We start from the raw sequence: 25,144 nt of genomic DNA on the forward strand, positions 1-25,144 counted from the left end.
GTGTCACTTTCGCTTTGGCAGCAGTGTCTTGCCCGATTGCAGGATGAGTTACCAGCCACAGAGTTCAGTATGTGGATACGCCCGTTGCAGGCGGAACTGAGCGATAACACGCTGGCTTTGTATGCGCCAAACCGTTTCGTGCTTGATTGGGTAAGGGATAAATACCTTAATAATATTAATGGATTACTCAATAACTTCTGTGGAGCGGATGCCCCGCAGCTGCGCTTTGAAGTCGGTACTAAACCCGTCACGCAAACGCTGAAAACGCCGGTAAACAACGTTGTTGCGCCCGCCTACGTGGCTCAGCAAGTGCAACCGCAACGTGCCGCTCCGTCGGCGCGCTCAGGCTGGGATAACGTCCCGGCACCGGCAGAACCTACCTATCGTTCTAACGTCAACGTCAAACACACGTTTGATAACTTCGTTGAAGGTAAATCTAACCAACTGGCGCGCGCGGCGGCACGGCAGGTGGCGGACAATCCTGGCGGCGCCTACAATCCGTTATTCCTTTATGGTGGTACGGGTCTGGGTAAAACCCACCTTCTGCACGCTGTCGGTAACGGTATTATGGCGCGTAAGCCAAACGCGAAAGTGGTGTATATGCACTCCGAACGTTTTGTGCAGGACATGGTTAAGGCCCTGCAAAACAACGCGATCGAAGAGTTTAAACGCTACTACCGTTCCGTGGATGCGCTGCTGATTGACGATATCCAATTCTTCGCGAATAAAGAACGTTCGCAGGAAGAGTTTTTCCACACCTTTAACGCCCTGCTGGAAGGCAATCAGCAGATCATCCTGACTTCGGATCGCTATCCGAAAGAGATCAACGGCGTTGAAGATCGTCTGAAATCCCGCTTCGGCTGGGGACTGACTGTTGCGATCGAGCCGCCTGAGCTGGAAACGCGCGTTGCGATCCTGATGAAAAAAGCCGACGAAAACGACATTCGTCTGCCGGGTGAAGTGGCGTTCTTTATTGCCAAGCGTCTACGCTCTAACGTACGTGAGTTGGAAGGCGCGCTGAACCGTGTGATCGCCAACGCTAATTTTACCGGCCGGGCGATTACCATCGATTTCGTGCGCGAAGCGTTGCGCGATCTGCTGGCTTTGCAGGAAAAGCTGGTCACCATCGACAATATTCAGAAGACGGTGGCGGAGTATTACAAAATCAAAATTGCGGATCTGCTTTCTAAGCGTCGATCTCGCTCGGTAGCTCGTCCGCGCCAGATGGCGATGGCGCTGGCAAAAGAGCTCACTAACCACAGTCTGCCGGAAATTGGCGACGCGTTTGGTGGGCGTGACCATACTACCGTGCTTCATGCCTGTCGCAAGATTGAGCAGTTGCGTGAAGAAAGCCATGATATTAAAGAAGATTTCTCCAATTTAATCAGAACATTATCTTCGTGACGCTATGAAATTTACCGTTGAACGTGAACATTTATTAAAACCGCTTCAGCAGGTCAGCGGCCCGCTGGGTGGACGTCCTACACTGCCTATTCTCGGAAATCTGCTGCTGCAGGTTGCTGACGGCGCGCTTTCTCTGACCGGTACCGATCTCGAAATGGAGATGGTGGCGCGCGTGGCGCTGATCCAGCCTCATGAACCTGGTGCGACCACCGTTCCGGCGCGTAAATTCTTCGATATTTGCCGTGGGTTGCCGGAAGGCGCGGAAATTGCCGTTCAACTGGAAGGCGATCGCATGCTGGTGCGTTCTGGCCGCAGCCGTTTCTCGCTGTCTACGCTGCCTGCCGCCGACTTCCCGAATCTGGACGACTGGCAGAGCGAAGTCGAATTCACTCTGCCGCAGGCCACGATGAAGCGCCTGATTGAAGCCACGCAGTTTTCGATGGCGCATCAGGACGTGCGTTACTACTTAAACGGCATGCTGTTTGAAACCGAAGGGGAAGAGCTGCGTACCGTGGCGACCGACGGTCACCGCCTGGCGGTCTGTTCAATGCCAGTCGGTCAGCAGTTACCCAGCCATTCGGTGATCGTTCCGCGTAAAGGCGTGATTGAACTGATGCGTATGCTCGACGGCGGCGACAACCCGCTGCGCGTGCAGATTGGCAGCAACAACATTCGTGCGCACGTGGGTGACTTCATCTTTACCTCCAAGCTGGTTGATGGCCGTTTCCCGGATTATCGCCGCGTATTGCCGAAGAATCCGGACAAACATCTGGAAGCCGGTTGCGATATCCTCAAACAGGCATTTGCTCGTGCGGCGATCCTCTCTAACGAGAAATTCCGCGGCGTGCGTCTGTATGTCAGTGAAAACCAGCTGAAAATCACCGCCAACAACCCGGAGCAGGAAGAAGCGGAAGAAATTCTGGATGTCTCCTATCCTGGTACTGAACTGGAAATCGGTTTTAACGTTAGCTACGTACTGGACGTACTAAACGCGCTGAAGTGCGAGAACGTTCGTATTCTGCTGACCGATTCCGTATCGAGCGTACAGATTGAAGATGCAGCCAGCCAGAGCGCGGCTTATGTTGTTATGCCAATGAGACTGTAATGTCGCTCACCCGTCTGTTGATCCGCGACTTTCGCAATATCGAAAGCGCGGATCTCGCTTTATCCCCTGGCTTTAACTTCCTGGTTGGCGCGAACGGCAGCGGCAAAACCAGCGTGCTGGAAGCCATCTATACGCTCGGCCACGGCCGGGCGTTTCGCAGTTTGCAGATTGGCCGCGTAATTCGCCACGAGCAGGAGTCGTTTGTTTTACACGGGCGTTTGCAGGGGGAAGAGCGTGAGACATCGATTGGCCTGACGAAAGACAAACTGGGCGACAGCAAAGTGCGCATTGACGGCACTGACGGGCACAAGGTCGCGGAACTGGCGCACCTGATGCCAATGCAGCTGATCACGCCAGAGGGGTTTACTTTACTCAATGGCGGCCCCAAATACAGAAGAGCATTCCTTGACTGGGGATGCTTTCACAATGAAGCCGGATTTTTCACCGCCTGGAGCAATCTGAAGCGACTGCTCAAGCAGCGCAACGCGGCCCTGCGCCAGGTGAGTCGTTATGAGCAACTGCGTCCGTGGGATAAAGAACTGATCCCGCTGGCGGAACAAATCAGCACCTGGCGCGCGGAGTACAGCGCCGGTATCGCGCAGGATATGGCGGATACCTGTCAGCAGTTTCTACCCGAGTTTTCTCTCTCCTTCTCATTCCAGCGTGGCTGGGAGAAAGAGACCGATTATGCCGAAGTGCTGGAACGCAGTTTTGAACGCGATCGCATGTTGACCTACACCGCGCACGGTCCGCACAAAGCGGATTTTCGCATTCGCGCTGACGGTGCGCCGGTGGAAGACACGTTGTCGCGTGGGCAGCTAAAGCTGCTGATGTGCGCCTTACGTCTGGCGCAAGGGGAGTTCCTCACCCGCGAAAGTGGGCGGCGGTGTCTCTACCTGATAGATGATTTTGCCTCTGAACTTGATGATGCCCGTCGTGGGCTGTTAGCCAGCCGCTTAAAAGCGACGCAATCTCAGGTCTTTGTCAGCGCAATCAGCGCTGAACACGTTCTGGACATGTCGGACAAAAATTCGAAGATGTTCACCGTGGAAAAGGGTAAAATAACGGATTAACCCAAGTTTAAATGAGCGAGAAACGTTGATGTCGAATTCTTATGACTCCTCCAGTATCAAAGTCCTGAAAGGACTGGATGCGGTGCGTAAGCGCCCGGGTATGTATATCGGCGACACGGATGACGGCACCGGTCTGCACCACATGGTATTCGAGGTGGTAGATAACGCTATCGACGAAGCGCTCGCGGGTCACTGTAAAGATATCGTTGTAACGATTCACGCGGACAACTCCGTGTCCGTTACCGATGATGGCCGTGGTATCCCAACCGGTATCCACCCGGAAGAGGGCGTTTCGGCGGCGGAAGTTATCATGACCGTTCTGCACGCAGGCGGTAAATTCGATGATAACTCCTATAAAGTTTCCGGTGGTCTGCACGGCGTAGGTGTTTCCGTAGTAAACGCCCTGTCACAGAAACTGGAGCTGGTGATTCGCCGCGAAGGTAAAGTGCATCAGCAAACTTACGTGCACGGTGTGCCGCAGGCGCCGCTGGCGGTAACCGGCGAAACAGAAGCGACGGGTACTCAGGTACGTTTCTGGCCAAGCCACGAAACCTTTACCAACGTCGTTGAGTTTGAATACGAGATTCTGGCTAAGCGTCTGCGCGAGCTGTCGTTCCTGAACTCCGGCGTCTCTATTCGTCTGCGCGACAAGCGCGATGGTAAAGAAGACCATTTCCACTACGAAGGCGGCATCAAGGCGTTTGTTGAATACCTCAACAAAAACAAAACGCCGATCCACCCAAATATCTTCTACTTCTCCACCGAAAAAGACGGTATCGGCGTTGAAGTTGCGCTGCAGTGGAACGATGGTTTCCAGGAAAACATTTACTGCTTCACCAACAACATTCCGCAGCGTGACGGCGGTACTCACCTTGCAGGCTTCCGTGCGGCGATGACCCGTACCCTGAACGCCTACATGGACAAAGAAGGCTACAGCAAAAAAGCCAAAGTCAGCGCCACCGGTGATGATGCCCGTGAAGGCTTGATTGCCGTTGTTTCCGTGAAAGTACCGGATCCGAAGTTCTCCTCACAGACCAAAGACAAGCTGGTCTCCTCTGAGGTGAAATCGGCGGTAGAACAGCAGATGAACGAACTGCTGAGCGAATACCTACTGGAAAACCCGTCTGACGCGAAAATCGTCGTTGGCAAAATTATTGATGCTGCACGTGCCCGTGAAGCGGCACGTCGCGCGCGTGAAATGACCCGTCGTAAAGGCGCGCTGGACTTAGCGGGCCTGCCGGGCAAGCTGGCGGACTGTCAGGAACGCGACCCGGCGCTGTCCGAACTATACCTTGTGGAAGGGGACTCCGCGGGCGGTTCTGCGAAGCAGGGCCGTAACCGTAAAAACCAAGCGATTCTGCCGCTGAAGGGTAAAATCCTCAACGTCGAGAAAGCGCGCTTTGATAAAATGCTCTCTTCTCAGGAAGTGGCGACGCTGATCACCGCGCTCGGCTGTGGCATCGGTCGTGACGAGTACAACCCGGACAAACTGCGTTATCACAGCATCATCATCATGACCGATGCGGACGTCGACGGCTCGCATATTCGTACGCTGCTGTTGACCTTCTTCTATCGTCAGATGCCGGAAATCGTGGAACGCGGCCACGTTTACATTGCACAGCCACCGCTGTACAAAGTGAAAAAAGGTAAGCAGGAACAGTATATTAAAGATGACGAAGCGATGGATCAGTACCAAATTTCTATCGCTCTGGATGGTGCAACGCTGCACACTAATGCCAGCGCACCTGCTCTTTCAGGTGAGTCGTTAGAAAAACTGGTTTCTGAATACAACGCGACGCAGAAAATGATTGGCCGTATGGAACGTCGTTTCCCGAAAGCGCTGCTGAAAGAACTGGTTTATCAACCGACGCTGCCGGAAGCTGATTTGGCGAACGAGCAGACCGTTACCCGCTGGGTTAATACGCTGATTACCGAGCTGAACGAAAAAGAACAGCACGGCAGCCTGTGGAAGTTTGATATCCACCACAACGCAGAGCAGAACCTGTTTGAGCCGATTGTGCGCGTCCGTACTCACGGTGTGGATACCGACTATATTCTGGACCACGAGTTTGTGACCGGTGGCGAATACCGTCGTATTTGTACGCTCGGTGAGAAGCTGCGCGGGCTGATCGAAGACGATGCGTTTATCGAACGTGGCGAGCGCCGCCAGCCGGTTGCCAGCTTTGAGCAGGCGCTGGAATGGCTGCAGAAAGAGTCACGTCGCGGCCTCGCTATCCAGCGTTATAAAGGTCTGGGCGAGATGAACCCGGATCAGCTGTGGGAAACCACCATGGATCCGGAAAGCCGTCGTATGCTGCGCGTTACCGTGAAGGATGCGATTGCCGCCGACCAGCTCTTCACTACGCTGATGGGCGATGCCGTTGAACCGCGTCGCGCGTTTATCGAAGAAAACGCCCTGAAAGCGGCGAACATCGATATCTAACTTGCACCCAGGTCTACAACCGTCCTGCAAAAGGGGAATCTCGATTCCCCTTTCTATCCCCCTTTTCGTAGCTGTTTTTTGAGCGGAATCGCGTTAGCATGAGGACGGACTCATTTAATCCGGGGAACTCATGGCTATCAAACTTATTGCTATCGATATGGATGGCACACTTCTGCTGCCCGATCACACCATTTCACCCGCGGTCAAAACGGCGATTGCCGCAGCGCGCGCGCGTGGCGTAAATGTGGTGCTGACCACGGGGCGCCCGTATGCCGGCGTCCACAGCTATCTGAAAGAATTGCATATGGAAGAACCCGGTGACTACTGCATTACCTACAATGGCGCGCTAGTGCAGAAAGCAGGGGATGGCAGTACTGTCGCGCAAACCGCGTTGAGCTATGATGATTATCGTTATCTGGAGCAGCTCTCCCGGGACGTTGGCTCGCATTTCCACGCTCTCGATCGCAACACCCTGTATACCGCGAACCGTGATATCAGCTACTACACGGTGCATGAATCGTTTGTTGCGACGATTCCGCTGGTGTTCTGTGAAGCCGAGAAAATGGATCCCGCAACCCAGTTCCTGAAAGTGATGATGATTGACGAGCCGGAGATCCTCGATAAAGCTATCTCGCGCATACCTGCGGAAGTAAAAGAGAAGTACACCGTGCTGAAAAGTGCACCGTATTTCCTCGAAATCCTCGATAAACGCGTCAATAAAGGGACTGGCGTGAAATCGCTGGCCGATGCGTTGGGTATAAAAGCTGAAGAGGTGATGGCGATTGGCGATCAGGAAAACGACATCGCGATGATTGAATACGCAGGCGTGGGCGTTGCCATGGACAACGCTATTGGGTCAGTCAAAGAAATCGCCAACTTTGTGACGAAATCTAACCTTGAAGATGGCGTCGCGTATGCCATTGAGAAGTTTGCGCTGAAATAAGATGTTATGGGCAAATGCCTTGGCGCATTTGCCCTGTTTCAGCAATTATTTGTGATACTGAGTGGTCACCTTGAGGAATATGCGCCACGCCGCTGCGCATTATCCATTTGCGGGAAAACGCCGACGTCAGGGCACGACTTTTCAGGATTTTGCCAAACAGTTTGAGACGTAACTTGCGGGTGGCTTTGCGGTAAGCGTGATTCATATCTGGTGCATCCCGCAACAATACAGATTTGAGTGCCTCCGCGCTGTCCAGCGCATAGCTAATCCCCTCCAGTGAGCTGGCGCTGATAAAACCGGCCGCTTCGCCAATCAAAAATGCGTTGTCCTTGCCACAGACGAAGTCTTTCCAGCGTGAAGGAAACAGCACCGTACATTTTTCACTTTTCACCGGTTTGCCGAACTGAAATTGGAACGCTTCCATCTTCGCTTTCAGCGCGTCAAAGCGCGCCTGGCCGTCCTTCATCGGGTAGGCACCGCCAAAGATAAAATAGCCATCTTTGCTGATACTCCAGGAATAACAGTCGGTTGCGTCGTTATCAAAAATGCAGGAATAGAACGGGACGGGATGCTTTTCCGCAAACCATTGTTGAATAGCAACATATTTACGGATCTGGTGCCGGGGATAGAGATGACGGCGTACCAGTGAGTTCGCGCCGTCGGCTCCCACCAGATAACGCGCGGTGATCTGCTGCTCCCAACCGTCGGCGCGGAAGATGACATGCCATTTATTGCCCTCGCGCCAGATTTTCCGACACAGGCTGTCGTGGTACACCTGTACATCATCAGGAATGAGAGATTTAAGCCATAAATCAAAAGCATGGCGGTTGATATTAATGTAGCTGCGCTGGTAGTTACGCGTCAAAGAGGCTGCAACATCAACCGTTTTAACGCTAAATATCTGTGGGTTAGCGATGACATCAACGGGTAAGGTTATCCCGTCGCGGATAAACGAACGCTGGGCATCCGGGGCCAACAGACCGCCGCAGGGTTTGGTGAAACCTTCGTTGCCGCACTGGTGTTTTTTATCCAACGCGATCACGCGCATTTTTCCACTCAACTGCCGCGCCAGCGCTGCGCCTGCCGGGCCTAACCCGATAATGGCTACGTCAAAATGTTCCATCTTTCTGTCCGCAAAAATGAAGATGGCGATACGCTAAAGCCTGAAAGTGAAGTGCTTGTGAAGTATGATTGCTGAAATCGTCTTGTATCAGGGCATTCCATGAAGCAAATCACCTTTACGCCGCGTAATCATCAGCTTACCAATATCAATACCTGGACACCGGACAGCCAGTGGCTGGTCTTTGATGTGCGTCCTTCCGGTGCCTCTTTTACCGGCGACACAATTGAGCGCGTCAATATTCATACTGGCGAGCTGGAGGTGATTTATCGGGCCATGCAGGGATCGCACGTTGGCGTGGTGACCGTTCATCCAAAGTCGGAAAAATATGTGTTTATTCATGGGCCTGAAAATCCTGATGAAACATGGCATTACGACTTCCATCATCGGCGTGGGGTGATAGCTACACAGGCAAAAGTGGAGAATCTGGATGCGATGGATATTACCGCCCCATATACGCCGGGTGCGCTGCGCGGTGGTAGCCATGTGCATGTATTTAGCCCGAGCGGCGAGTTTGTCAGTTTCACCTATAACGACCATGTGCTGCATGAGCGCTCACCGGCGCTGGATCTACGCAATGTCGGTGTGGCTGCGCCCTATGGTCCGGTGACGGTCTCCGCGCAGCATCCCCGTGAGTACAGCGGGAGCCATTGGTGCGTGCTGGTAACCCAGACGACACCCACGCCTAAACCGGGTAGCGATGAGATTAACCGCGCCTATGAAGAGGGCTGGGTAGGGGAAAACAGACTGGCGTTTATCGGTGATACGTTATCAGTCTCGGGCGAGAAAGTGCCGGAGTTATTTATTGTTGATTTACCACAGGATGAAAGCGGCTGGAAACAGCCGGGCGACGCTCCGCTGGAGGGCACTGAGGCAACAATGCCTGCGCCGCCATTCGGTATTAATCAACGCCGCCTGACGTTTACTCATGCGCGCGCCTTTCCCGGTCTGGTAAATCAGCCGCGCCATTGGGTGCGCAGTAATCCAAAGGCATCTGAGATTGCGTTTTTAATGCGTGATGACGTCGGCATTGTGCAACTGTGGCTGATTTCCCCACAAGGAGGAGAACCGCGTCAGCTTACCCGCTGCGCCACGGATATTCAGTCAGCATTCAACTGGCATCCGTCAGGGAAATGGCTGGGGTTTGTACTGGATAACAAAATTGCTTGTTGTGATGCTCAGACGGGAGAGGTTGATTTTCTAACGGACCGTCACGGCAACCCACCATCGGGCGATGCGATCATCTTCTCTCCTGATGGTCGACAGGTTGCGTGGATGGAAGACGTCGAGGGTTTCCGCCAGCTGTGGGTAACAGAGACTGGGCGTTAACTTAAGGAGCAGGCATTTCAGCCGGAGGGATAACGGCGTTCGCGGCCTGCGTTCTCTCCTCGCTTTTTTCTACACGGGATCTCACCGAGCTATCTTTGCGAAAGAGATCCCACGGAAGTAATACGGTATCCAGTACTGCGGTAAACGGCATATCCAGAATCGCCAGTGACTTGGTTCCCCAGTTTGTATCACTTTCGCTAATCATTGTGGCGCTGGCGCGCGTGCCAGGATACGTCCCTTCTTTGCCCCCGGTATGCGACATAATGCTGGAACAGCCGCTCACAAACGCCATCCCGCTGCACATTGTCAGTGTTACCAACATTTTTTTTATCATCATTTTTTTCATCTGTATTTATTGTGTTTGCATGGTGAGTTAAAGCGATCCGTTGCGAAAATAACATCACCATTTCGTCACACTGTGGCGGCTATCGCGATTTAACGATAACAACTGCTCCCACCAGTGTATGCAATAGACAACAAACTGCAAAAAAAGTCAGATGAATACGCTTGAAAAGTTTGTATTAAGACCCATTTTTAGAGTGTAGACAAATGAAGGGCATGCCTGATGGGTGTCCTGGCTACCTGACCTGTCCATGATGGAAGGTCTATTATTCTCGCTGATTTCAGGAGCTATTGATTATGCGTAACTTTGATTTATCCCCGCTGTACCGTTCTGCTATTGGTTTTGATCGCCTGTTTAACCTGCTGGAAAACAATCAGGGCCAGAGCAATGGCGGCTACCCTCCGTATAACGTTGAGCTGGTAGACGAAAACCATTACCGAATTGCGATTGCCGTTGCTGGTTTTGCTGAAAGCGAACTGGAAATTACTGCCCAGGACAATCTGCTGGTGGTGAAAGGTGCCCATGCGGACGATCAAAAAGAACGTACTTACCTGTATCAGGGGATTGCCGAGCGCAACTTCGAACGTAAGTTCCAGTTAGCGGAGAACATTCATGTTCGCGGCGCGAACCTGGTGAATGGTCTGCTGTATATCGATCTCGAACGCGTGATTCCCGAGGCGAATAAGCCGCGCCGCATCGAAATCAACTAATTCTGTGGGCCGCTTCAGGCGGCCCTGCTAAGCAATCGGCTTGCCGTCAGGGAGCCAAAAGGTACTTACTCGCTTCTTAGAAGGAGATTATTATGCGTAACTACGATTTATCCCCACTGCTGCGTCAATGGATCGGTTTTGACAAACTGGCCAATGCCTTGCAAAACACGGGCGAAAGCCAGAGCTTCCCGCCTTATAACATCGAAAAGAGCGATGATAACCACTACCGCATTACCCTTGCGTTAGCCGGTTTCCGCCAGGAAGATCTGGATATTCAACTGGAAGGCACGCGCCTGACCGTGAAAGGTACGCCGCAGCAGCCGGAAAAAGAGACCAAATGGTTGCATCAGGGGCTGGTCACTCAGCCGTTCAGCCTGAGCTTTACGCTGGCTGAAAATATGGAAGTCTCCGGCGCAAGCTTCACTAACGGCTTGCTGCATATCGATTTGACCCGGAATGAACCTGAAACCATCACTCCACAACGTATCGCCATCAGCGAACGTCCCGCATTAGACAGTTAAATAGCTCCATGCCTTTGCCCCGCCAGAAATGACGGGGCTTTTTTGTGCCTCAGCCCACATGAAACTATGATCTGGAGGGCAGGATGCCGGAAGCGCTGCCATTGCCAGAAAAAAGCATTCAGCAATTTCAAATCGACGTGAAGAAAAACAGTAAAGAACGCTCTTCTTAAGCGCTCCTGGGCGCTCTGTAGCATGATAATGTGCGCCACTCTGCATTCATGCCTGAACGGTTCAGTCATAATCCTCGTTAAATAAAATGTTATTCACAGGGAACAGGAAAATGAGTGATATAGCATTGACGGTCAGCGTTCTGGCAATGGTGGCAGTTGTCGGATTATGGATCGGCAACATAAAAATACGTGGTGTTGGTTTTGGCATCGGAGGCGTGCTGTTCGGCGGTATTATTGTCGGGCATTTTGTCGATCAGGCAGGGATGACCCTGAGCGGCGACATGCTGCATTTTATTCAGGAATTTGGCCTGATTCTTTTCGTCTACACCATCGGTATTCAGGTGGGGCCGGGCTTTTTTGCGTCACTGCGCGTTTCGGGCCTACGGCTGAATTTGTTTGCCGTGCTGATTGTTATCATGGGTGGCCTGGTCACCGCGATCCTGCATAAGATTTTTGCCATTCCCCTTCCCGTGGTGCTGGGCATTTTTTCCGGTGCGGTCACTAATACTCCGGCGTTAGGCGCGGGGCAGCAGATTCTGCGCGATCTGGGTACTCCTGTTGATGTGGTGGATCAGATGGGGATGAGCTATGCCATGGCTTATCCTTTTGGTATCTGCGGTATTTTGCTCACTATGTGGCTGATACGCCTAATTTTTCGCGTTAACGTCGATGCCGAAGCCCATCAGCATGAATCCACGCTGACCAACGGACACGCGCTGATTCAGACGATGAATATCCGTGTGGAAAACCCGAACCTTAACAATATGGCGATTCAGGATGTCCCAATCCTGAACAGCGACAAAATCATCTGCTCACGTTTAAAACGTGAAGAAACATTGATGGTGCCGTCGCCGGGGACGATTATTCAGATGGGCGACCTGCTACACCTGGTTGGTCAGCCTGCTGATCTGCACAATGCGCAGGTGGTGATTGGGCAGGAGGTGGACACATCGCTGTCGACGCGAGGCACCGATTTACGCGTTGAGCGCGTGGTGGTGACCAACGAACAGGTGCTGGGGAAACGAATCCGCGACCTGCATTTCAAAGAACGTTACGACGTGGTTATCTCCCGTCTGAACCGTGCGGGGGTTGAGCTGGTAGCCAGCAGCGACGCCAGCCTGCAGTTTGGCGACATCCTCAATCTGGTCGGTCGACCTTCCTCGATTGATGCTGTTGCTAATGTGGTGGGTAACGCCCAGCAAAAACTGCAGCAGGTGCAGATGCTGCCGGTATTTATCGGGATCGGGCTGGGTGTTCTGCTGGGTTCAATCCCGCTGTTCATTCCTGGGTTCCCGGTGGCGCTTAAACTGGGGTTGGCCGGTGGGCCGCTGATTATGGCGTTGATCCTGGGGCGTATTGGCAGCATCGGTAAGTTGTATTGGTTTATGCCCCCCAGCGCTAACCTGGCGCTGCGAGAGTTGGGTATCGTGCTGTTTCTCGCAGTGGTTGGTCTGAAGTCAGGCGGTGATTTTGTTCATACCCTGACGCAGGGGGATGGCCTGAGCTGGGTGGGTTACGGTATTTTCATCACCGCGATTCCGCTGATTACCGTGGGGCTGCTGGCGAGGATTTTCGTCAAAATGAACTACCTCACGCTGTGCGGAATGCTGGCTGGCTCAATGACCGATCCGCCTGCACTGGCATTTGCTAACAACCTGCATGCCACCAGCGGGGCGGCGGCGCTGTCGTATGCGACCGTTTATCCGCTGGTGATGTTCCTGCGAATTATCACGCCGCAACTGCTGGCGGTGATTTTTTGGGGGATGGGTTAAAGAGCGAGTATCCGGCCTGCATCACCTGTAGGCCGGGTAAGATGAACGTCGCCATCTGGCATGCAAACTAAACCGGTGAAACGTTGCCGAGAAAGGAGAAGATCAGAATAAGCAGGATGATGGCGCAGATAATTCCAATACCAAAAAGCAGGGCGTGAAAGGTGAGCGTTCCGCCACCAAAGCACATCGCACCACAAATACCCCAACGATTTTCTTTGCGCATGCCGCCAATAAATGCACATACCAGCGCGATGACGGCAAGAGCAATGCCGCTGTTATCCAGTATCTTATCGATATCTGTTGCTGGTTTTTCCACTGCGGCAGATGCTTGTTCGCCTTTCAGTCCAGCAAGAATACCTTTTTTAATGGCTGATACCTTCTCTGATACCACGCTTTCAAGCGTAGGAGGCGGGGCGGAAAAAGGACCGAAAGAAAAATGAAAAATGCCAAGGATCAATGCAATGGCGCCAAAAAGCATTCCCAATGAGCTACATTTGTTTTGCGATAATATGTCCATCAGACCTCCTTGTGCTGGATGGCATAAAGAGTATCAGCAATACCATGTTCGCAATTCTGAAAGTGAGCAGCGTTTTAGCTGAACTGTGAAAGTAAAAAGGAGTCCTGATGAAAATTTCCCGCCTTGGAGAAGCCCCGGATTACCGCTTCTCACTGGCAAATGAGCGTACCTTTCTGGCGTGGATCCGTACCGCGCTGGGGTTTCTGGCGGCGGGCGTTGGTCTCGACCAACTAGCACCGGATTTTGCCACGCCGGTAATTCGTGAGCTTTTGGCGCTGTTGCTATGCCTGTTTGCCGGTGGTCTGGCGATTTATGGCTACCTGCGCTGGCTGCGTAATGAGAGGGCGATGCGCCTGAAAGAGGATTTGCCCTATACCCATAGCCTATTAATCATCAGTCTGATTTTGTTGATCGTCGCGGTGATTGTCATGGGACTGGTGCTGTATGCCGGATAGCCGTAAGTCGCGACGTATCGCCGAGCCGGGGTTACAACCGGAGCGAACATCGCTGGCCTGGTTTCGTACGCTTCTGGGTTATGGCGCGCTAATGGCGTTGGCGCTGAAGCACAACTGGCATCAGGCGGGCTTCCTGTTTTGGGTTTCAATTGTGGTGCTGGCGCTGGTGGCAATCGTTTTGTGGCGCTATACCCGCAGCCGTAATCTGATGGATGTTACGCATAGCGATTTTTCTGAATCTCGCGCGGTGCGTGACAAATTTATGATCTCCCTCGCGGTGTTATCCCTCGCAATACTGTTTGCTGTAACGCATGTCCGCCAACTTATTGCGTTTATCGGGAATTTAGCATGACAGGATGTCAGGTCATGGCCAAACCAGCCAGCTCTCGTTGTAACCTGGATTGTCGTTACTGTTTTTACATCGATAAACCCACTCAACCCGAAATGGATGACGCCACCTTAGAGACGTTTATTCGTCAGCATATCACCGCACAGCCGGGGGCTGACGTGATGTTCGCCTGGCAGGGCGGAGAGCCAACCCTCTGTGGCATCGACTTTTTCCGCCGCGTAGTGACGTTGCAAAAACAGTACGGGGAAGGGAAGAAAATCCATAACGCGTTCCAGACCAACGGGATTTTGCTCAACGACGAATGGTGTCAGTTTTTGCACGATAACGGCTGGCTGGTGGGGATTTCGTTGGATGGCCCCGCCGAGTTGCACGATGCTTATCGTGTTAACCGTAGTGGAAAACCGACTCACCATAAGGTGGTGGACGCCATTGCCAGGCTCCGTAAGCATCAGGTGGAGTTCAATCTGCTGGTAGTGGTTAATTCTCTGAACAGCCAGCAACCTGAGTTGATGTATCGCTACCTTCGCCAGCTTGGCACGCCTTTTTTGCAGTTCATTCCGCTGGTTGAATATGATGAAGACGGCGAGCTTACCGCCGAATCCGTCCCGCCTCAGGCGTGGGGAACCTTCCTGAATACCGTCTTTGATATCTGGGTCAGAGAAGATATTGGCCGCGTATTCATCCAGTTATTTGATTCAACTCTGGGCGTATGGTGCGGACACCCGGCGCAGATGTGTTCGCTAAGCTCCACCTGCGGACATGCTTTTGCTCTGGAAGCGAATGGCGATTTGTATCAGTGCGATCACTATGTTCACCCTGATTTTCGCCTGGGTAATATTCATCGCACGTCGTTGAGTGAGCTCAACGCCAGCCCGAGGGCAGCGGCGTTTGGTCAGTCCAAGAGAACCACGCTGAGCGCGGAATGCCAGGCGTGTTCGCTATTACGCTTTTGCCATGGTGATTGCCCAAAGCATCGCGACAGCAGTGGAAAGAGTGCGATTTGCGGCGGATACAGCGCTTTCTTCAATCATACCGCGCCGCATATGCGCGTGATGCGTGACCTTCTGAAGCAACATCGCTCACCGATGGAACTGATGGCGATGCTGCGTTAAGTTCAGCGGCGTTTAACGTCCTTTGGTCAGATACTGCGCCATTTCGGCTTCCGGCACCATGCCGCCGCCGGTCGCCCACACCAGGTGGGTGGCGTTATTGAGCTGCTCCGCGCTGAAGCCGTGCATTTGCTGATAGTCAGCAGAAGCGCAAACGTGCTGCGGACCGGCCATCCCGGCCAGCGCCGACGGCTCAAGGTGAATGCCTTCTTCCTGCGCCAGCCAGCCCAGCATGTCGTACATAGTCTGATCGTCCAGGGTGTACAGACCGTCGAGCAGACGTTCCATTGCCCGGCCAACAAAGCCGGACGCGCGGCCCACCGCCAGCCCATCTGCCGCTGTCAGGTTATCGATGCCAATGTCCTGCACAGAAATCGTATCGTGCAGCCCGGTATAAATCCCCAGCAGCATGCACGGTGAATGGGTCGGTTCTGCGAAGAAGCAGTGCACGTTATCGCCGAATGCCAGCTTCAGGCCAAACGCCACCCCGCCAGGCCCACCGCCGACGCCGCACGGCAGGTAAACAAACAGCGGATGGTCGGCATCCACCACGCGCCCCTGCTGCGCGAACTGCGCCTTCAGACGCTGGCCGGCGACCGCATAACCTAAAAACAACGTGCGGGAATTTTCATCATCGATAAAGAAACAGTTCGGATCGGACTGTGCCGCTTTACGGCCCTGCTCAACCGCCACGCCATAATCTTCTTCATACTCCACGACCGTCACACCGTGGCTGCGCAGTTTGGCTTTTTTCCATGCGCGAGCGTCGGCAGACATATGAACCGTCACCTTAAAGCCGATACGGGCGCTCATAATGCCGATCGACATCCCAAGGTTGCCAGTGGAGCCTACGGCGATGCTGTACTGACTGAAGAACTGTTTAAACTCAGGCGAAAGCAGAATGCTGTAATCGTCTTGTGTGGTCAGCAGACCGGCTTCCAGCGCCAGTTTTTCCGCGTGGGTTAGCACTTCATAAATACCGCCTCGCGCTTTAATTGAGCCGGAAATCGGTAGATGGCTGTCTTTCTTCAGCAGAATTTCGCCGTTGATGCGCTGCCCATACTCTTTTTCCAGCCGCTTTTGCATCGCCGGGATCGCGGCCAGTTCAGATTCGATAATGCCGCCGGTGGCTGCGGTTTCCGGGAATGCCTGCGCCAGATACGGCGCGAAGCGCGTCAGACGAGCGTGGGCATCCTGAACATCGTGCTCTGTCAGGCCAACATACGGTAAACCTTCCGCAAGAGAGGTAGTGCCAGGGTTAAACCAGGTCGTCTCCTTGAGAGCGACCAGATCTTTCACTAAAGGATGCTGGGCGATAAGTGTTTGAATGTTTTCCATAGTCAGTCTCTTTGCGCTTAGATAATAAAGGAAAGCAGGAATGTGCAAACCAGTGCAATAACGGACGCGATAAATGTCGCGGTCGTATAATATTTGAACGTCTCATTTAGGGTGGCGCCGCAGTACTGCTTCACCAGCCAGAAGAGGGAATCGGTGACGATCGTGCAGCCAATCGCGCCGGAACCGATGGCAATGGCGATGATCTCCGGGCTAACGTTGGGGTAGAGCGGCAGCATCGGGGCCACGATTGCCGTCGCGCCCATCATCGCCACCGTGGCAGAGCCCACCGCAGCATGCAGGATTAACGCCACCAGCCAAGCCAGCAGAATCGGGTGCATATGCATGTTCGAGAGGATCAGCGCGAGGGTATCCGCCAGTCCGCTGCTCTTGAGGATAGCGTTGAATGCGCCGCCTGCGCCGATAATCAGCAAAATGTTAGCAATGGAGCCAAAACCGTTTTCGGTGTGGGTCAGCAGCGCACCCATGCCAATGTGCTGACGCAGGCCGAGAATGTAATAGGCCACGAAAACAGCAATAAACATCGCGGTGATCGGGTTACCAATAAACTCCAACAGCGTATAAACCGTGCTGCCTTTCGTCATGTTCAGCTCAGCGACGGTTTTTACCAGCATCAGGCCAATCGGCAGCAGTACGGTAAACAGCGTAGCGCCCAACGATGGCAGCGTACTTTCGTCGCGCACCTTGAGGTCGGAAAACTCAGCCGGAACCGGCTTAAACGGCAGACGGTTACCGAGGAATTTCAGATACAGCGGACCGCCGATCAGTGAAGCCATTAAGCCCACCAGTAAGCCGTAGACAATCACGGTGCCAATGTCCGCGCCCAGCTTGTTCGCCACGAACAGGGCGGCTGGATGCGGCGGCACGACGCAGTGTACCGCCATCAGCGCTGTACATAACGGAATCGCCAGCTTCAGTAGCGAGGTATTGGTTTTTTTGGCAATTGAAAAGGCCAGAGGAATCAACAGCACTACGCCGACTTCAACAAACAGCGTGATCCCGCAAATCAGCCCGACCAGTATCATAATGACGTCAGCGGAAAGCCAGCGACAGCGCTGTAGCGTCAGGCCGATACGTTCGGCCGCGCCGGACACTTCCATCATTTTGCCAAGAATGGTCCCAAGGCCGATAACCGCGGCGAGGAAGCCCAGCGTACCGCCGATGCCACTCTCAATGGCATTGACCATATCCAGCGGCCCCATACCCATCATCGTACCCACGAAGAAGCTGGCTAACAGCAGCGCCAGAAACGGGTGGAATTTGAACTTCACGATGGTCAAAACGATTAACACGATGCTTATCAGCAGCGTGCTCACAACCCAGATTTGAGAGTGCATAACTCACCTTGCCCTGTGATTAATATAGGGTTATTGGACAAAAATAAGGCATGGTCTGACAAACGATATAAATCCCCTTTCACATGAACCAGATTGCATCAAGTAGGTGATTTACGTCTAATTACGCTTTGTTTATGCGATATGGTTCACCTTGATTCATCTTTGTGCTGATTTTTGCAGCGAACTTTTTTACACTCCGGCGAATGAATCAGGAGGACAGGAGGTGAACATGGATCCCTTACGCGAGGTCAGAAATCGGCTGCTCAACGGCTGGCAGTTGTCAAAGCTGTATACCTTTGAAGTGGCGGCCCGACATCAGTCGTTTGCGCTGGCGGCAGATGAGCTGTCATTAAGCCCCAGCGCTGTCAGCCATCGCATTAATCAGCTGGAAGATGAGCTGGGTATTCAGCTGTTTGTTCGTTCGCATCGTAAAGTGGAACTCACCCACGAAGGCAAGCGGGTGTTCTGGGCGCTGAAATCATCGCTGGATACGCTGAATCAGGAAATCCTTGATATTAAAAATCAGGAGTTGTCCGGGACGCTCACCGTCTACTCACGGCCTTCTATCGCTCAGTGCTGGCTGGTTCCGGCGCTCGGCGACTTTACCCGTCGCTATCCATCGATTTCGCTGACCATGCTGACCGGGAACGACAACGTCAATCTGCAGCGTGCCGGGGTCGATCTGGCCATCTATTTTGACGACGCGCCCTCCGCGCAGCTCACGCACCACTTCCTGATGGATGAAGAGATCCTGCCGGTATGCAGCCCGGACTACGCTCGCCGCCATGACCTTACCGGTTCGCTGGTGAATTTACCGCACTGTACGTTGCTGCATGACAGACAGGCGTGGAGTAACGACTCCGGGACCGATGAATGGCACAGTTGGGCGCAGCATTTTTCGGTGAATCTGCCGACATCGTCGGGAATTGGTTTCGATCGTTCTGATTTGGCGGTAATTGCGGCGATGAATCATATCGGCGTAGCGATGGGCCGAAAGCGGCTGGTGCAAAAACGCCTCGACAGCGGAGAGCTGGTTGCGCCTTTTGGCGATATGGCGCTGAAATGCCATCAGCACTACTACATCACCACCCTGCCTGGCAGACAGTGGCCGAAAATCGAGGCGTTTATTCGCTGGCTTCAGGAACAGGTTAAATAAGCGGGCCGCGAATATTTTTTACGCTTTCTCGCTACACGCAAAGTGAAAAAGCATGCTAAATACGTGATATCACTCCTGATGATTTGCGTAAGGACGACCGTGTTAAAGCCGATTGTTTCCCTTTTACTGTTAGCCAGCGCCACCGTGTGTGCCGCGCAACCTGTGCTGACCGCGGCGCAGTATGCGCAGCAGCTTGGCGTTGGGATGGACGTAGACTGGGCGCGCACCGATCGGGGTATCCGTGAATTCGATCCGCTGGTGGTGCGGGATTACAGGGCGAAAGGGTTAACCCACGTGCGCATTCGCGTGGCGGGAGAGCCTACGGAGGCGCGGCTTATTCATCTGCGCAAGCTGGTGGAAGCCTGCGAGCAGTATGGCGTGATCCCGATAATTGCCTATCAGGCTGACGAATATAAAAAAGATCCCAGTACCGGTAACGAAAAAGAGGTGGTTAACTGGTGGGTGGCGGTGGCGCATTACTTTGGTCAAAGCTCGCCGTTGCTGGGTTTCGACCTGATATACGAACCCTCTGATAAGCTCAACCATAATCAGGTGTCGCTCAATCGGGTGTATGACAAAACCATTCGTACTGTCCATGCCATCGACCCGCAGCGGATGATTTTTATCGCGCCGCGACTACGCGCCGCGCCGGAAGATTTGCCTGACCTGAAACTGCCGCCGCAAAGTCAGAATACCGTGCTGGCTCAATGGCATATTTTTCCGTGGGGGCCGCTGAAAAATAATGGTAAATATCCGTGGACCTCAGGCACAGCGGCAGAAAAGGCCGCTATTCGCGCCCGTATCAATACCGCCATTCACTGGCAGCAGAAAACGGGTCATGTCAGTTGGGTGGGAGGCTGGTCGCCAGGAGAAACCATCAGGAACGCGCCTTCTGCCTCGCAAATGGCGTTTGCCCGATTTATGGCGTGCGAACTGAAAAAAGCGAAAATTCCCTATGCTATCAATGCGGATACGCAGTTTTATGATGGCGAGGAAGGCGCCTGGCGTCCGGCGCTGGAGCCGTTACTGACGACGATGATCGCGCCTGAATGCGAAAAGCCCGGCGATAAGCCGGGCCATCATACGCTTAAACCGCCTGCCCCTGATGCGACACGCGTGACGCCAGCGGAAGCCAGCAAACAAAAATCAACAGTCCCATAAGGGTCATCAGCAGGCCCAGACTGGCTTGCCCGGTCTGCGGCAGCATTGCAGAGAACCACGCCAGCACGCCGGAACCAATATTCTGTAATCCCCCAACCAGCGCACCGGCAGTGCCTGCCAGGAATGGGAAAGGCTCCATTGCGCCACTGGTTGCCAGCGGAAACAGCATCCCGGCACCGAAGAAAAATAGTGCGGCGGGAATCAGCAGCGTCCAGACGTTCATCACGTCAAACAGGCCCGGAATCCACATAATTAAACCGGCTACCAGACAGCAGATAACCGACTGCCACATCAGCGTCGAGAAACGCTTATTCGGGCGACCGGCGAACCAGGCGCCGAAAAATGCCGCCGGGATGGGCAGAATAAACAGGATACTGACCACCATGCTGCTTAAACCGAGCCTTGCGCCCAACAATACCCCGGAGCAGGCCTCGAAGACTGCAACGCCCGCCAGGCCGCCGATCAGCATCAGCACGTAACAGGTGAAAGAACTGTTACCAAACAGCGTTTTATAGCTGGCGATAAGGCGTGGACGCGGTGCGCCCGCAGGACGCGTTTCCGGCATCCAGCGCGCCATGCTAAACGTGACGCCCGCGCACAGAACCAGCAGGAAAATGTAACAGGCGCGCCAGTTCCACAAGGTATCCAGCATGCCGCCAATCAGCGGGGCCAGCAGCGGACTCACCAGAATCCCCATGTTTAACAAACTATTCGCGTGGCGCAGCTGCGTGCCTTCGTACAGATCGCGCGGTAAGGTTCGCGCCATTACACCGCCGACGCCTGTGCCCATGCCCTGGATTGCACTGGCGATAATCAGTACCGTCAGGCTGTGAGTGGTAATCGCGACCAGCGTGGCCAGCATAAAAATAGACATTCCGGCGAGGATCACCGGACGGCGGCCAACGCGATCGGAAAGTGGGCCGTAAAACAGTTGTGACAGGCCGTAGGTCAGCAGGTAGGCGGCCATCACGCTTTGCACCGCTCCTTCGCGAACGTTCAGTTCACGCGCCATATCAGCAATCGCGGGGATATAAATGGTTTGCGCCATCTGACCTACCGCCACCAGTAATACCAACATCAACAACAAATTGACGCTTCTATGCCTTTTCATTTCGCTGATTACTTTTAAAAAAGAGAAAAAAGAAGAATAAGGTGCTGTACTTTCCCGTAAATGCGCGTGGAATCTACCACAACAGAAAAAGAAGGCCAGATAGTGGGCTGGAATGTTTACGCGATGAACGGCAGGAAATGTAAACAAAAAGCGGCAACAAATGTTGCCGGATTGAATCGGGTTTACGGCGCGATCATGACAAGCGGAGTAAGACAGCGCCTACGGCAATGCCGGCGGCCGCGACAAGGCGTATTCCGGCAACCTTTTCTTTCAGCAGTAGCCAGGCGAGCAGAGCGCCAAACAGAATGGAGGTTTCACGCAGCGCTGCGACCACCGCCAACGGAGCCTGGGTCATGGCCCACAGCGCCAGACCGTAAGAACCCATCGTACCAATCCCGCCCAGAATACCTTTCTTCCACTGTTGTACCAGATAGCGCGATGCTTCCCGGCGCCGGGCGATCATCGCCCAGCCCAGCAGACAGGAACCGTTCAGAAAGAAGGTCCACAGCGTATAACCGAGCGCGGTTTCTGATAAGCGTACGCCGGTGCCATCAACCAGCGTGTAACCGGCGATAAAGCAGGCGTTAATGAGCGCCAGTACGATCCCGCGTTGTGAGCTGCTGCGTCCGTTAAATGCCATGCCGAGAATGGCCAGACAGATCGTAGCAATCCCCACCCAGGCAAACACAGACAGGCTATCGCCAAGGAACAAGACGCTGATAATCGCAACCAGCAGCGGTGCTGTCCCACGCATCAGAGGATAGGTCTGGCTCATATCCGAAACCTGATAGGTTTTGGCGACCAGGACCGTATACACCACTTGCAACGCGGTTGAGACGGCCAAAAACGGCAGGCTGGCGGCTGAAGGCTGAGGCGCGAAGGGTAAGCAGATCAATGCCATAATCGCCGCGGAGCCGCTGACGCCAATCGCCGAGTACAGTTTATCGTTTCCAGCTTTAACAATGGCATTCCAACTGGCATGCAGCAGCGCGGCAAACAGCAAAATGCAGAAAACAGAAAGCGTCATGGTGGCGTTCTTCCCTGAGAATGTCATAAAAACGTAACATATTGGCGCGAGACAAGCACCAGGGAGAAGGTGAAAGGGGAGCGGAGTGTTACCCGCTCCCCTTAGGTGCGACTTGAATCCGAATTACTTAACGTATTTCAGAACGGCATCAAGTAGTTGCAGTGCTGCAACAATGAGTTTGAGGATAAGAATAGCGATATCCACGAGGCTCATACGCTCTCCTTTTGGTACAAGGAGCACGGTGCTGACGTACCTCGCCGCTGCCTGTTGCCAGCACCTTTGTTGACATAACACAGTGTGCTCACACGGGGGTTAAGGCGCTGACGGCACCACCCGTTTCAGCCAGGACTTTGATGCGCCGGTTTACGATGCGGCCCCCGCATAACACATTGCGTACCGAGACATTATAGATAAATACTGTATAAATTAACAGTATTTTATGGACATTGTGCCATTCATGTTCCATACTCAAAACCATCAAAATTCGTGCCGAAATTGCGTGTTCTTCGCAGAACGCGTATACTTTTTCCGTTGACATAACACAGTGTGTTCGGCGGCTACCAACCGCACAGCGCTGAAAAAAACCTCGCTCCGGCGGGGTTTTTTGTTTTCCGACTCTGCACAGCGAAATGTGATCGTTGACGCATTTTTATGCAGATGAAAAATTTTCCATTGTCACGCTGAAAAACCTGTGTTTGTATAAATCCAGTTAATCAACAAACAGACAGGTCCCTAATGAACCCTTCCATGCTGACTGCGACCCTACTAAAAACTGCGCCATCTCGCGCAGCGGTCGTCGTGCGTGTGGTGGTGGTCGTCGGCAATGCGCCGTAGGGTCCGGATCAACACACGATTCCAAAACCCCGCCGGCGCAAACCGGGCGGGGTTTTTCGTTTAAGAGACCTGCCCGAAGCAAAGGCCCAGAATAAAAGGACTGGAGCATGGCAAGTTCGGGCATAACATCCAAGCGTACGCGTTTTACGGGCGCAGAATTCATCGTTCATTTCATGGAACGCCAGGGGATTCAGGTGGTCACCGGTATTCCTGGCGGATCGATTCTTCCCGTCTATGACGCCTTGAGCCAAAGCACGCAAATCCGTCATATCCTGGCGCGCCACGAGCAGGGCGCGGGGTTTATCGCGCAGGGGATGGCGAGAACCGATGGTAAACCCGCCGTCTGTATGGCCTGCAGCGGACCGGGCGCGACCAACCTGGTGACCGCCATTGCCGACGCGCGGCTGGATTCCATCCCGCTGGTGTGTATCACCGGGCAGGTTCCGGCCTCAATGATCGGGACCGACGCCTTTCAGGAAGTCGATACCTACGGCATCTCTATCCCCATCACCAAGCACAACTATCTGGTCCGCCATATCAGTGAATTACCTCAGGTCATGAGCGATGCGTTCCGCATTGCGCAGTCCGGCCGTCCGGGACCGGTGTGGATAGACATTCCTAAGGATATTCAAACCGCCGTTTTTGAAATTGAAGAGATGCCGGAGCCCGCGCAGAAAATGGCGGCACCGGCGTTCAGCCAGGACAGCATTCGCGATGCCGCAGCCATGATTAACGCCGCACAGCGTCCGGTGCTGTATCTCGGCGGCGGCGTGATTAACGCGCCTGAGCGGGTTCGTGAACTGGCAGAAAAAGCCATGCTGCCCACCACCATGACCTTAATGGCGCTCGGTATGCTGCCGAAAGCGCATCCGCTGTCGTTAGGCATGTTAGGTATGCACGGCGCGCGCAGCACTAACTTTATTCTGCAAGAAGCGGACTTATTGATTGTTCTGGGCGCACGTTTTGATGACCGGGCGATTGGTAAAACCGAGCAGTTCTGTCCGAACGCCAAAATCATCCATGTGGACATCGACCGCGCGGAGCTGGGTAAAATCAAACAGCCGCATGTGGCGATTCAGGCGGATGTCGATGAGGTTCTGGCGCAACTGATCCCATTAATTGACGCGCAGCCGCGAGAGTCGTGGCATCAAATGGTGGCCGATTTACAACGCGAATTCCCCTGCAGCATTCCGCAGGAAAGCGACCCGCTCAGCCACTATGGGCTGATCAACGCCGTAGCGGCCTGCGTGGATGACAATGCCATTATCACCACCGACGTAGGCCAGCATCAGATGTGGGCCGCACAGGCTTACCCGCTGAACCGTCCGCGTCAGTGGCTGACCTCCGGCGGTCTGGGAACCATGGGCTTTGGCCTGCCGGCGGCAATTGGCGCAGCGCTGGCCAACCCGGACAAAAAGGTGCTGTGCTTCTCCGGCGACGGTAGCCTGATGATGAATATTCAGGAAATGGCGACGGCCAGCGAAAATCAGCTGGATATTAAAATCATCCTGATGAATAACGAAGCGTTGGGTCTGGTGTATCAGCAGCAGAGTTTGTTCTATAAGCAGGGCGTTTTTGCGGCGACATATCCGGGGATGATTAACTTTATGCAGATAGCCGCCGGGTTTGGCCTCGAAACCTGCGATTTGAATAACGAAGCGGATCCACAGGCAGCGTTGCAGGAGATTATTAATCGCCCTGGACCTGCGCTGATCCACGTGCGCATCGATGCCGAAGAAAAAGTGTACCCGATGGTGCCGCCGGGTGCGGCAAACACAGAAATGGTGGGGGAATAAGCC

General features: G+C 53.7%; 24 protein-coding genes, 1 pseudogene and 1 other annotated feature. Of the genes and pseudogenes, 17 read left to right on the forward strand and 8 right to left on the reverse strand.

What is annotated here, in order from left to right:
- The 5 genes from dnaA to yidA all read left to right on the forward strand — a co-directional run bounded on the left by dnaA (position 1) and on the right by yidA (position 6,968).
- On the forward strand, positions 1-1,404 hold the full coding sequence (gene dnaA / locus HV314_RS00005) for a chromosomal replication initiator protein DnaA (RefSeq protein ID WP_047498800.1): 1,404 nt from the start codon (positions 1-3) through the stop codon (positions 1,402-1,404).
- Between the two features lie 4 nt (positions 1,405-1,408).
- Complete coding sequence (dnaN, locus tag HV314_RS00010) at positions 1,409-2,509, forward strand: DNA polymerase III subunit beta (RefSeq protein ID WP_016155068.1); 1,101 nt, start codon at positions 1,409-1,411, stop codon at positions 2,507-2,509.
- Complete coding sequence (recF, locus tag HV314_RS00015) at positions 2,509-3,582, forward strand: DNA replication/repair protein RecF (protein WP_016155067.1); 1,074 nt, start codon at positions 2,509-2,511, stop codon at positions 3,580-3,582. The genes dnaN and recF overlap by 1 nt, the downstream gene beginning before the upstream one ends.
- Before the next feature lie 28 nt (positions 3,583-3,610).
- The gene (gene gyrB / locus HV314_RS00020) at positions 3,611-6,025 is read left to right on the forward strand and encodes a DNA topoisomerase (ATP-hydrolyzing) subunit B (protein WP_047498797.1); all 2,415 of its coding nucleotides are present in this window, start codon (positions 3,611-3,613) and stop codon (positions 6,023-6,025) included.
- A 130-nt stretch (positions 6,026-6,155) separates the two neighbouring features.
- Positions 6,156-6,968 carry a sugar-phosphatase gene (gene yidA, locus HV314_RS00025; RefSeq protein WP_016155065.1) on the forward strand — a complete coding sequence of 271 codons (813 nt, stop codon included), beginning with the start codon at positions 6,156-6,158 and terminating at the stop codon, positions 6,966-6,968.
- A gap of 4 nt (positions 6,969-6,972) precedes the next feature.
- Here yidA and cbrA read toward each other — a convergent pair whose 3' ends face one another.
- The gene (gene cbrA / locus HV314_RS00030) at positions 6,973-8,091 is read right to left on the reverse strand and encodes a colicin M resistance lipid reductase CbrA (RefSeq protein WP_181547003.1); all 1,119 of its coding nucleotides are present in this window, start codon (positions 8,089-8,091) and stop codon (positions 6,973-6,975) included.
- Positions 8,092-8,190: 99 nt separating this feature from the next.
- Here cbrA and HV314_RS00035 point away from each other — a divergent pair, with 99 nt between their 5' ends.
- Positions 8,191-9,417: a DUF3748 domain-containing protein gene (locus tag HV314_RS00035; RefSeq protein ID WP_181547004.1), complete on the forward strand. Its 1,227-nt coding sequence runs from the start codon at positions 8,191-8,193 to the stop codon at positions 9,415-9,417.
- A gap of 1 nt (position 9,418) precedes the next feature.
- On the opposite strand, the gene HV314_RS00040 is transcribed toward HV314_RS00035, so the two are convergent.
- Positions 9,419-9,751, reverse strand: coding sequence for a YceK/YidQ family lipoprotein (locus HV314_RS00040; protein ID WP_162489540.1), 333 nt, complete (start codon positions 9,749-9,751; stop codon positions 9,419-9,421).
- Between the two features lie 239 nt (positions 9,752-9,990).
- Positions 9,991-10,063, forward strand: a sequence feature (ROSE (Repression Of Heat Shock gene Expression) occurs in the 5'-region of heat shock genes and acts as an RNA thermometer to modulate expression.).
- Between HV314_RS00040 and ibpA the strand changes: the two genes are divergently transcribed.
- The 4 genes and pseudogenes from ibpA (at position 10,057) to HV314_RS00055 (ending at position 12,933) form a co-directional block, all read left to right on the forward strand.
- Positions 10,057-10,470 carry a small heat shock chaperone IbpA gene (gene ibpA, locus HV314_RS00045; RefSeq protein WP_003023882.1) on the forward strand — a complete coding sequence of 138 codons (414 nt, stop codon included), beginning with the start codon at positions 10,057-10,059 and terminating at the stop codon, positions 10,468-10,470. Its footprint overlaps the feature before it by 7 nt.
- Positions 10,471-10,562: 92 nt before the next feature.
- On the forward strand, positions 10,563-10,991 hold the full coding sequence (gene ibpB / locus HV314_RS00050; protein WP_181547006.1) for a small heat shock chaperone IbpB: 429 nt from the start codon (positions 10,563-10,565) through the stop codon (positions 10,989-10,991).
- A gap of 68 nt (positions 10,992-11,059) precedes the next feature.
- A pseudogene (locus HV314_RS27515) lies at positions 11,060-11,161 on the forward strand (DNA damage-inducible protein D); the annotation flags it as partial.
- A 110-nt stretch (positions 11,162-11,271) separates the two neighbouring features.
- Entirely contained in the window at positions 11,272-12,933 is a 1,662-nt protein-coding gene (locus tag HV314_RS00055; protein ID WP_181547008.1) for a putative transporter, read from the forward strand.
- Positions 12,934-13,000: 67 nt separating this feature from the next.
- Here the strand turns inward: HV314_RS00055 and HV314_RS00060 are convergent, their stop codons facing one another.
- Positions 13,001-13,450 carry a hypothetical protein gene (locus HV314_RS00060; RefSeq protein WP_181547010.1) on the reverse strand — a complete coding sequence of 150 codons (450 nt, stop codon included), beginning with the start codon at positions 13,448-13,450 and terminating at the stop codon, positions 13,001-13,003.
- Between the two features lie 107 nt (positions 13,451-13,557).
- On the opposite strand from HV314_RS00060, the gene HV314_RS00065 reads away from it, so the two are divergent.
- Genes HV314_RS00065 through HV314_RS00075 form a run of 3 tightly spaced genes read left to right on the forward strand, consistent with a single transcriptional unit; the run spans position 13,558 to position 15,366 of the window.
- Entirely contained in the window at positions 13,558-13,905 is a 348-nt protein-coding gene (locus HV314_RS00065; protein WP_016155059.1) for a YidH family protein, read from the forward strand.
- On the forward strand, positions 13,895-14,257 hold the full coding sequence (locus HV314_RS00070; RefSeq protein ID WP_181547012.1) for a DUF202 domain-containing protein: 363 nt from the start codon (positions 13,895-13,897) through the stop codon (positions 14,255-14,257). Before HV314_RS00065 ends, HV314_RS00070 begins: the two co-directional genes overlap by 11 nt.
- Positions 14,254-15,366: an anaerobic sulfatase maturase gene (locus HV314_RS00075; protein ID WP_159162434.1), complete on the forward strand. Its 1,113-nt coding sequence runs from the start codon at positions 14,254-14,256 to the stop codon at positions 15,364-15,366. Before HV314_RS00070 ends, HV314_RS00075 begins: the two co-directional genes overlap by 4 nt.
- Positions 15,367-15,378: 12 nt before the next feature.
- On the opposite strand, the gene dsdA is transcribed toward HV314_RS00075, so the two are convergent.
- Positions 15,379-16,701, reverse strand: coding sequence for a D-serine ammonia-lyase (dsdA, locus tag HV314_RS00080; protein ID WP_047358468.1), 1,323 nt, complete (start codon positions 16,699-16,701; stop codon positions 15,379-15,381).
- Positions 16,702-16,718: 17 nt separating this feature from the next.
- The gene (dsdX, locus tag HV314_RS00085) at positions 16,719-18,056 is read right to left on the reverse strand and encodes a D-serine transporter DsdX (protein WP_181547019.1); all 1,338 of its coding nucleotides are present in this window, start codon (positions 18,054-18,056) and stop codon (positions 16,719-16,721) included.
- Between the two features lie 229 nt (positions 18,057-18,285).
- Here dsdX and dsdC point away from each other — a divergent pair, with 229 nt between their 5' ends.
- Positions 18,286-19,212 carry a DNA-binding transcriptional regulator DsdC gene (dsdC, locus tag HV314_RS00090; RefSeq protein WP_016155054.1) on the forward strand — a complete coding sequence of 309 codons (927 nt, stop codon included), beginning with the start codon at positions 18,286-18,288 and terminating at the stop codon, positions 19,210-19,212.
- A 78-nt stretch (positions 19,213-19,290) separates the two neighbouring features.
- Positions 19,291-20,373, forward strand: coding sequence for a cellulase family glycosylhydrolase (locus HV314_RS00095; RefSeq protein WP_047358470.1), 1,083 nt, complete (start codon positions 19,291-19,293; stop codon positions 20,371-20,373).
- On the opposite strand, the gene emrD is transcribed toward HV314_RS00095, so the two are convergent.
- The 3 genes from emrD to tisB all read right to left on the reverse strand — a co-directional run bounded on the left by emrD (position 20,300) and on the right by tisB (position 22,724).
- The gene (emrD, locus tag HV314_RS00100; protein WP_181547022.1) at positions 20,300-21,484 is read right to left on the reverse strand and encodes a multidrug efflux MFS transporter EmrD; all 1,185 of its coding nucleotides are present in this window, start codon (positions 21,482-21,484) and stop codon (positions 20,300-20,302) included. The genes HV314_RS00095 and emrD overlap by 74 nt on opposite strands.
- A gap of 193 nt (positions 21,485-21,677) precedes the next feature.
- Positions 21,678-22,511, reverse strand: coding sequence for a DMT family transporter (locus HV314_RS00105; RefSeq protein WP_016157806.1), 834 nt, complete (start codon positions 22,509-22,511; stop codon positions 21,678-21,680).
- Positions 22,512-22,634: 123 nt separating this feature from the next.
- The gene (tisB, locus tag HV314_RS00110) at positions 22,635-22,724 is read right to left on the reverse strand and encodes a type I toxin-antitoxin system toxin TisB (RefSeq protein WP_003023909.1); all 90 of its coding nucleotides are present in this window, start codon (positions 22,722-22,724) and stop codon (positions 22,635-22,637) included.
- A 522-nt stretch (positions 22,725-23,246) separates the two neighbouring features.
- Here tisB and ivbL point away from each other — a divergent pair.
- On the forward strand, positions 23,247-23,345 hold the full coding sequence (gene ivbL / locus HV314_RS00115; RefSeq protein WP_003827118.1) for an ilvB operon leader peptide IvbL: 99 nt from the start codon (positions 23,247-23,249) through the stop codon (positions 23,343-23,345).
- A gap of 107 nt (positions 23,346-23,452) precedes the next feature.
- On the forward strand, positions 23,453-25,141 hold the full coding sequence (ilvB, locus tag HV314_RS00120) for an acetolactate synthase large subunit (RefSeq protein WP_181547025.1): 1,689 nt from the start codon (positions 23,453-23,455) through the stop codon (positions 25,139-25,141).
- Positions 25,142-25,144: the final 3 nt, after the last annotated feature.

This window comes from Citrobacter sp. RHBSTW-00887 (genome assembly GCF_013728095.1).
Taxonomy (GTDB): Bacteria; Pseudomonadota; Gammaproteobacteria; order Enterobacterales; family Enterobacteriaceae; genus Citrobacter; species Citrobacter braakii.

What these genes read in the sequence shown, in the direction of transcription:
- tisB (WP_003023909.1), bottom strand. Translation starts at nt 22,724, where the DNA reads ATGAGCCTCGTGGATATCGCTATTCTTATCCTCAAACTCATTGTTGCA.
- HV314_RS00055 (WP_181547008.1), top strand. Translation starts at nt 11,272, where the DNA reads ATGAGTGATATAGCATTGACGGTCAGCGTTCTGGCAATGGTGGCAGTT.
- HV314_RS00060 (WP_181547010.1), bottom strand. Translation starts at nt 13,450, where the DNA reads ATGGACATATTATCGCAAAACAAATGTAGCTCATTGGGAATGCTTTTT.
- HV314_RS00035 (WP_181547004.1), top strand. Translation starts at nt 8,191, where the DNA reads ATGAAGCAAATCACCTTTACGCCGCGTAATCATCAGCTTACCAATATC.
- ibpB (WP_181547006.1), top strand. Translation starts at nt 10,563, where the DNA reads ATGCGTAACTACGATTTATCCCCACTGCTGCGTCAATGGATCGGTTTT.
- cbrA (WP_181547003.1), bottom strand. Translation starts at nt 8,091, where the DNA reads ATGGAACATTTTGACGTAGCCATTATCGGGTTAGGCCCGGCAGGCGCA.
- HV314_RS00105 (WP_016157806.1), bottom strand. Translation starts at nt 22,511, where the DNA reads ATGACGCTTTCTGTTTTCTGCATTTTGCTGTTTGCCGCGCTGCTGCAT.
- emrD (WP_181547022.1), bottom strand. Translation starts at nt 21,484, where the DNA reads ATGAAAAGGCATAGAAGCGTCAATTTGTTGTTGATGTTGGTATTACTG.
- yidA (WP_016155065.1), top strand. Translation starts at nt 6,156, where the DNA reads ATGGCTATCAAACTTATTGCTATCGATATGGATGGCACACTTCTGCTG.
- HV314_RS00040 (WP_162489540.1), bottom strand. Translation starts at nt 9,751, where the DNA reads ATGATAAAAAAAATGTTGGTAACACTGACAATGTGCAGCGGGATGGCG.
- HV314_RS00065 (WP_016155059.1), top strand. Translation starts at nt 13,558, where the DNA reads ATGAAAATTTCCCGCCTTGGAGAAGCCCCGGATTACCGCTTCTCACTG.
- dsdA (WP_047358468.1), bottom strand. Translation starts at nt 16,701, where the DNA reads ATGGAAAACATTCAAACACTTATCGCCCAGCATCCTTTAGTGAAAGAT.
- ivbL (WP_003827118.1), top strand. Translation starts at nt 23,247, where the DNA reads ATGAACCCTTCCATGCTGACTGCGACCCTACTAAAAACTGCGCCATCT.
- dnaN (WP_016155068.1), top strand. Translation starts at nt 1,409, where the DNA reads ATGAAATTTACCGTTGAACGTGAACATTTATTAAAACCGCTTCAGCAG.
- ibpA (WP_003023882.1), top strand. Translation starts at nt 10,057, where the DNA reads ATGCGTAACTTTGATTTATCCCCGCTGTACCGTTCTGCTATTGGTTTT.
- dsdX (WP_181547019.1), bottom strand. Translation starts at nt 18,056, where the DNA reads ATGCACTCTCAAATCTGGGTTGTGAGCACGCTGCTGATAAGCATCGTG.
- HV314_RS00070 (WP_181547012.1), top strand. Translation starts at nt 13,895, where the DNA reads ATGCCGGATAGCCGTAAGTCGCGACGTATCGCCGAGCCGGGGTTACAA.
- HV314_RS00075 (WP_159162434.1), top strand. Translation starts at nt 14,254, where the DNA reads ATGACAGGATGTCAGGTCATGGCCAAACCAGCCAGCTCTCGTTGTAAC.
- HV314_RS00095 (WP_047358470.1), top strand. Translation starts at nt 19,291, where the DNA reads ATGATTTGCGTAAGGACGACCGTGTTAAAGCCGATTGTTTCCCTTTTA.
- recF (WP_016155067.1), top strand. Translation starts at nt 2,509, where the DNA reads ATGTCGCTCACCCGTCTGTTGATCCGCGACTTTCGCAATATCGAAAGC.
- gyrB (WP_047498797.1), top strand. Translation starts at nt 3,611, where the DNA reads ATGTCGAATTCTTATGACTCCTCCAGTATCAAAGTCCTGAAAGGACTG.
- dsdC (WP_016155054.1), top strand. Translation starts at nt 18,286, where the DNA reads ATGGATCCCTTACGCGAGGTCAGAAATCGGCTGCTCAACGGCTGGCAG.
- ilvB (WP_181547025.1), top strand. Translation starts at nt 23,453, where the DNA reads ATGGCAAGTTCGGGCATAACATCCAAGCGTACGCGTTTTACGGGCGCA.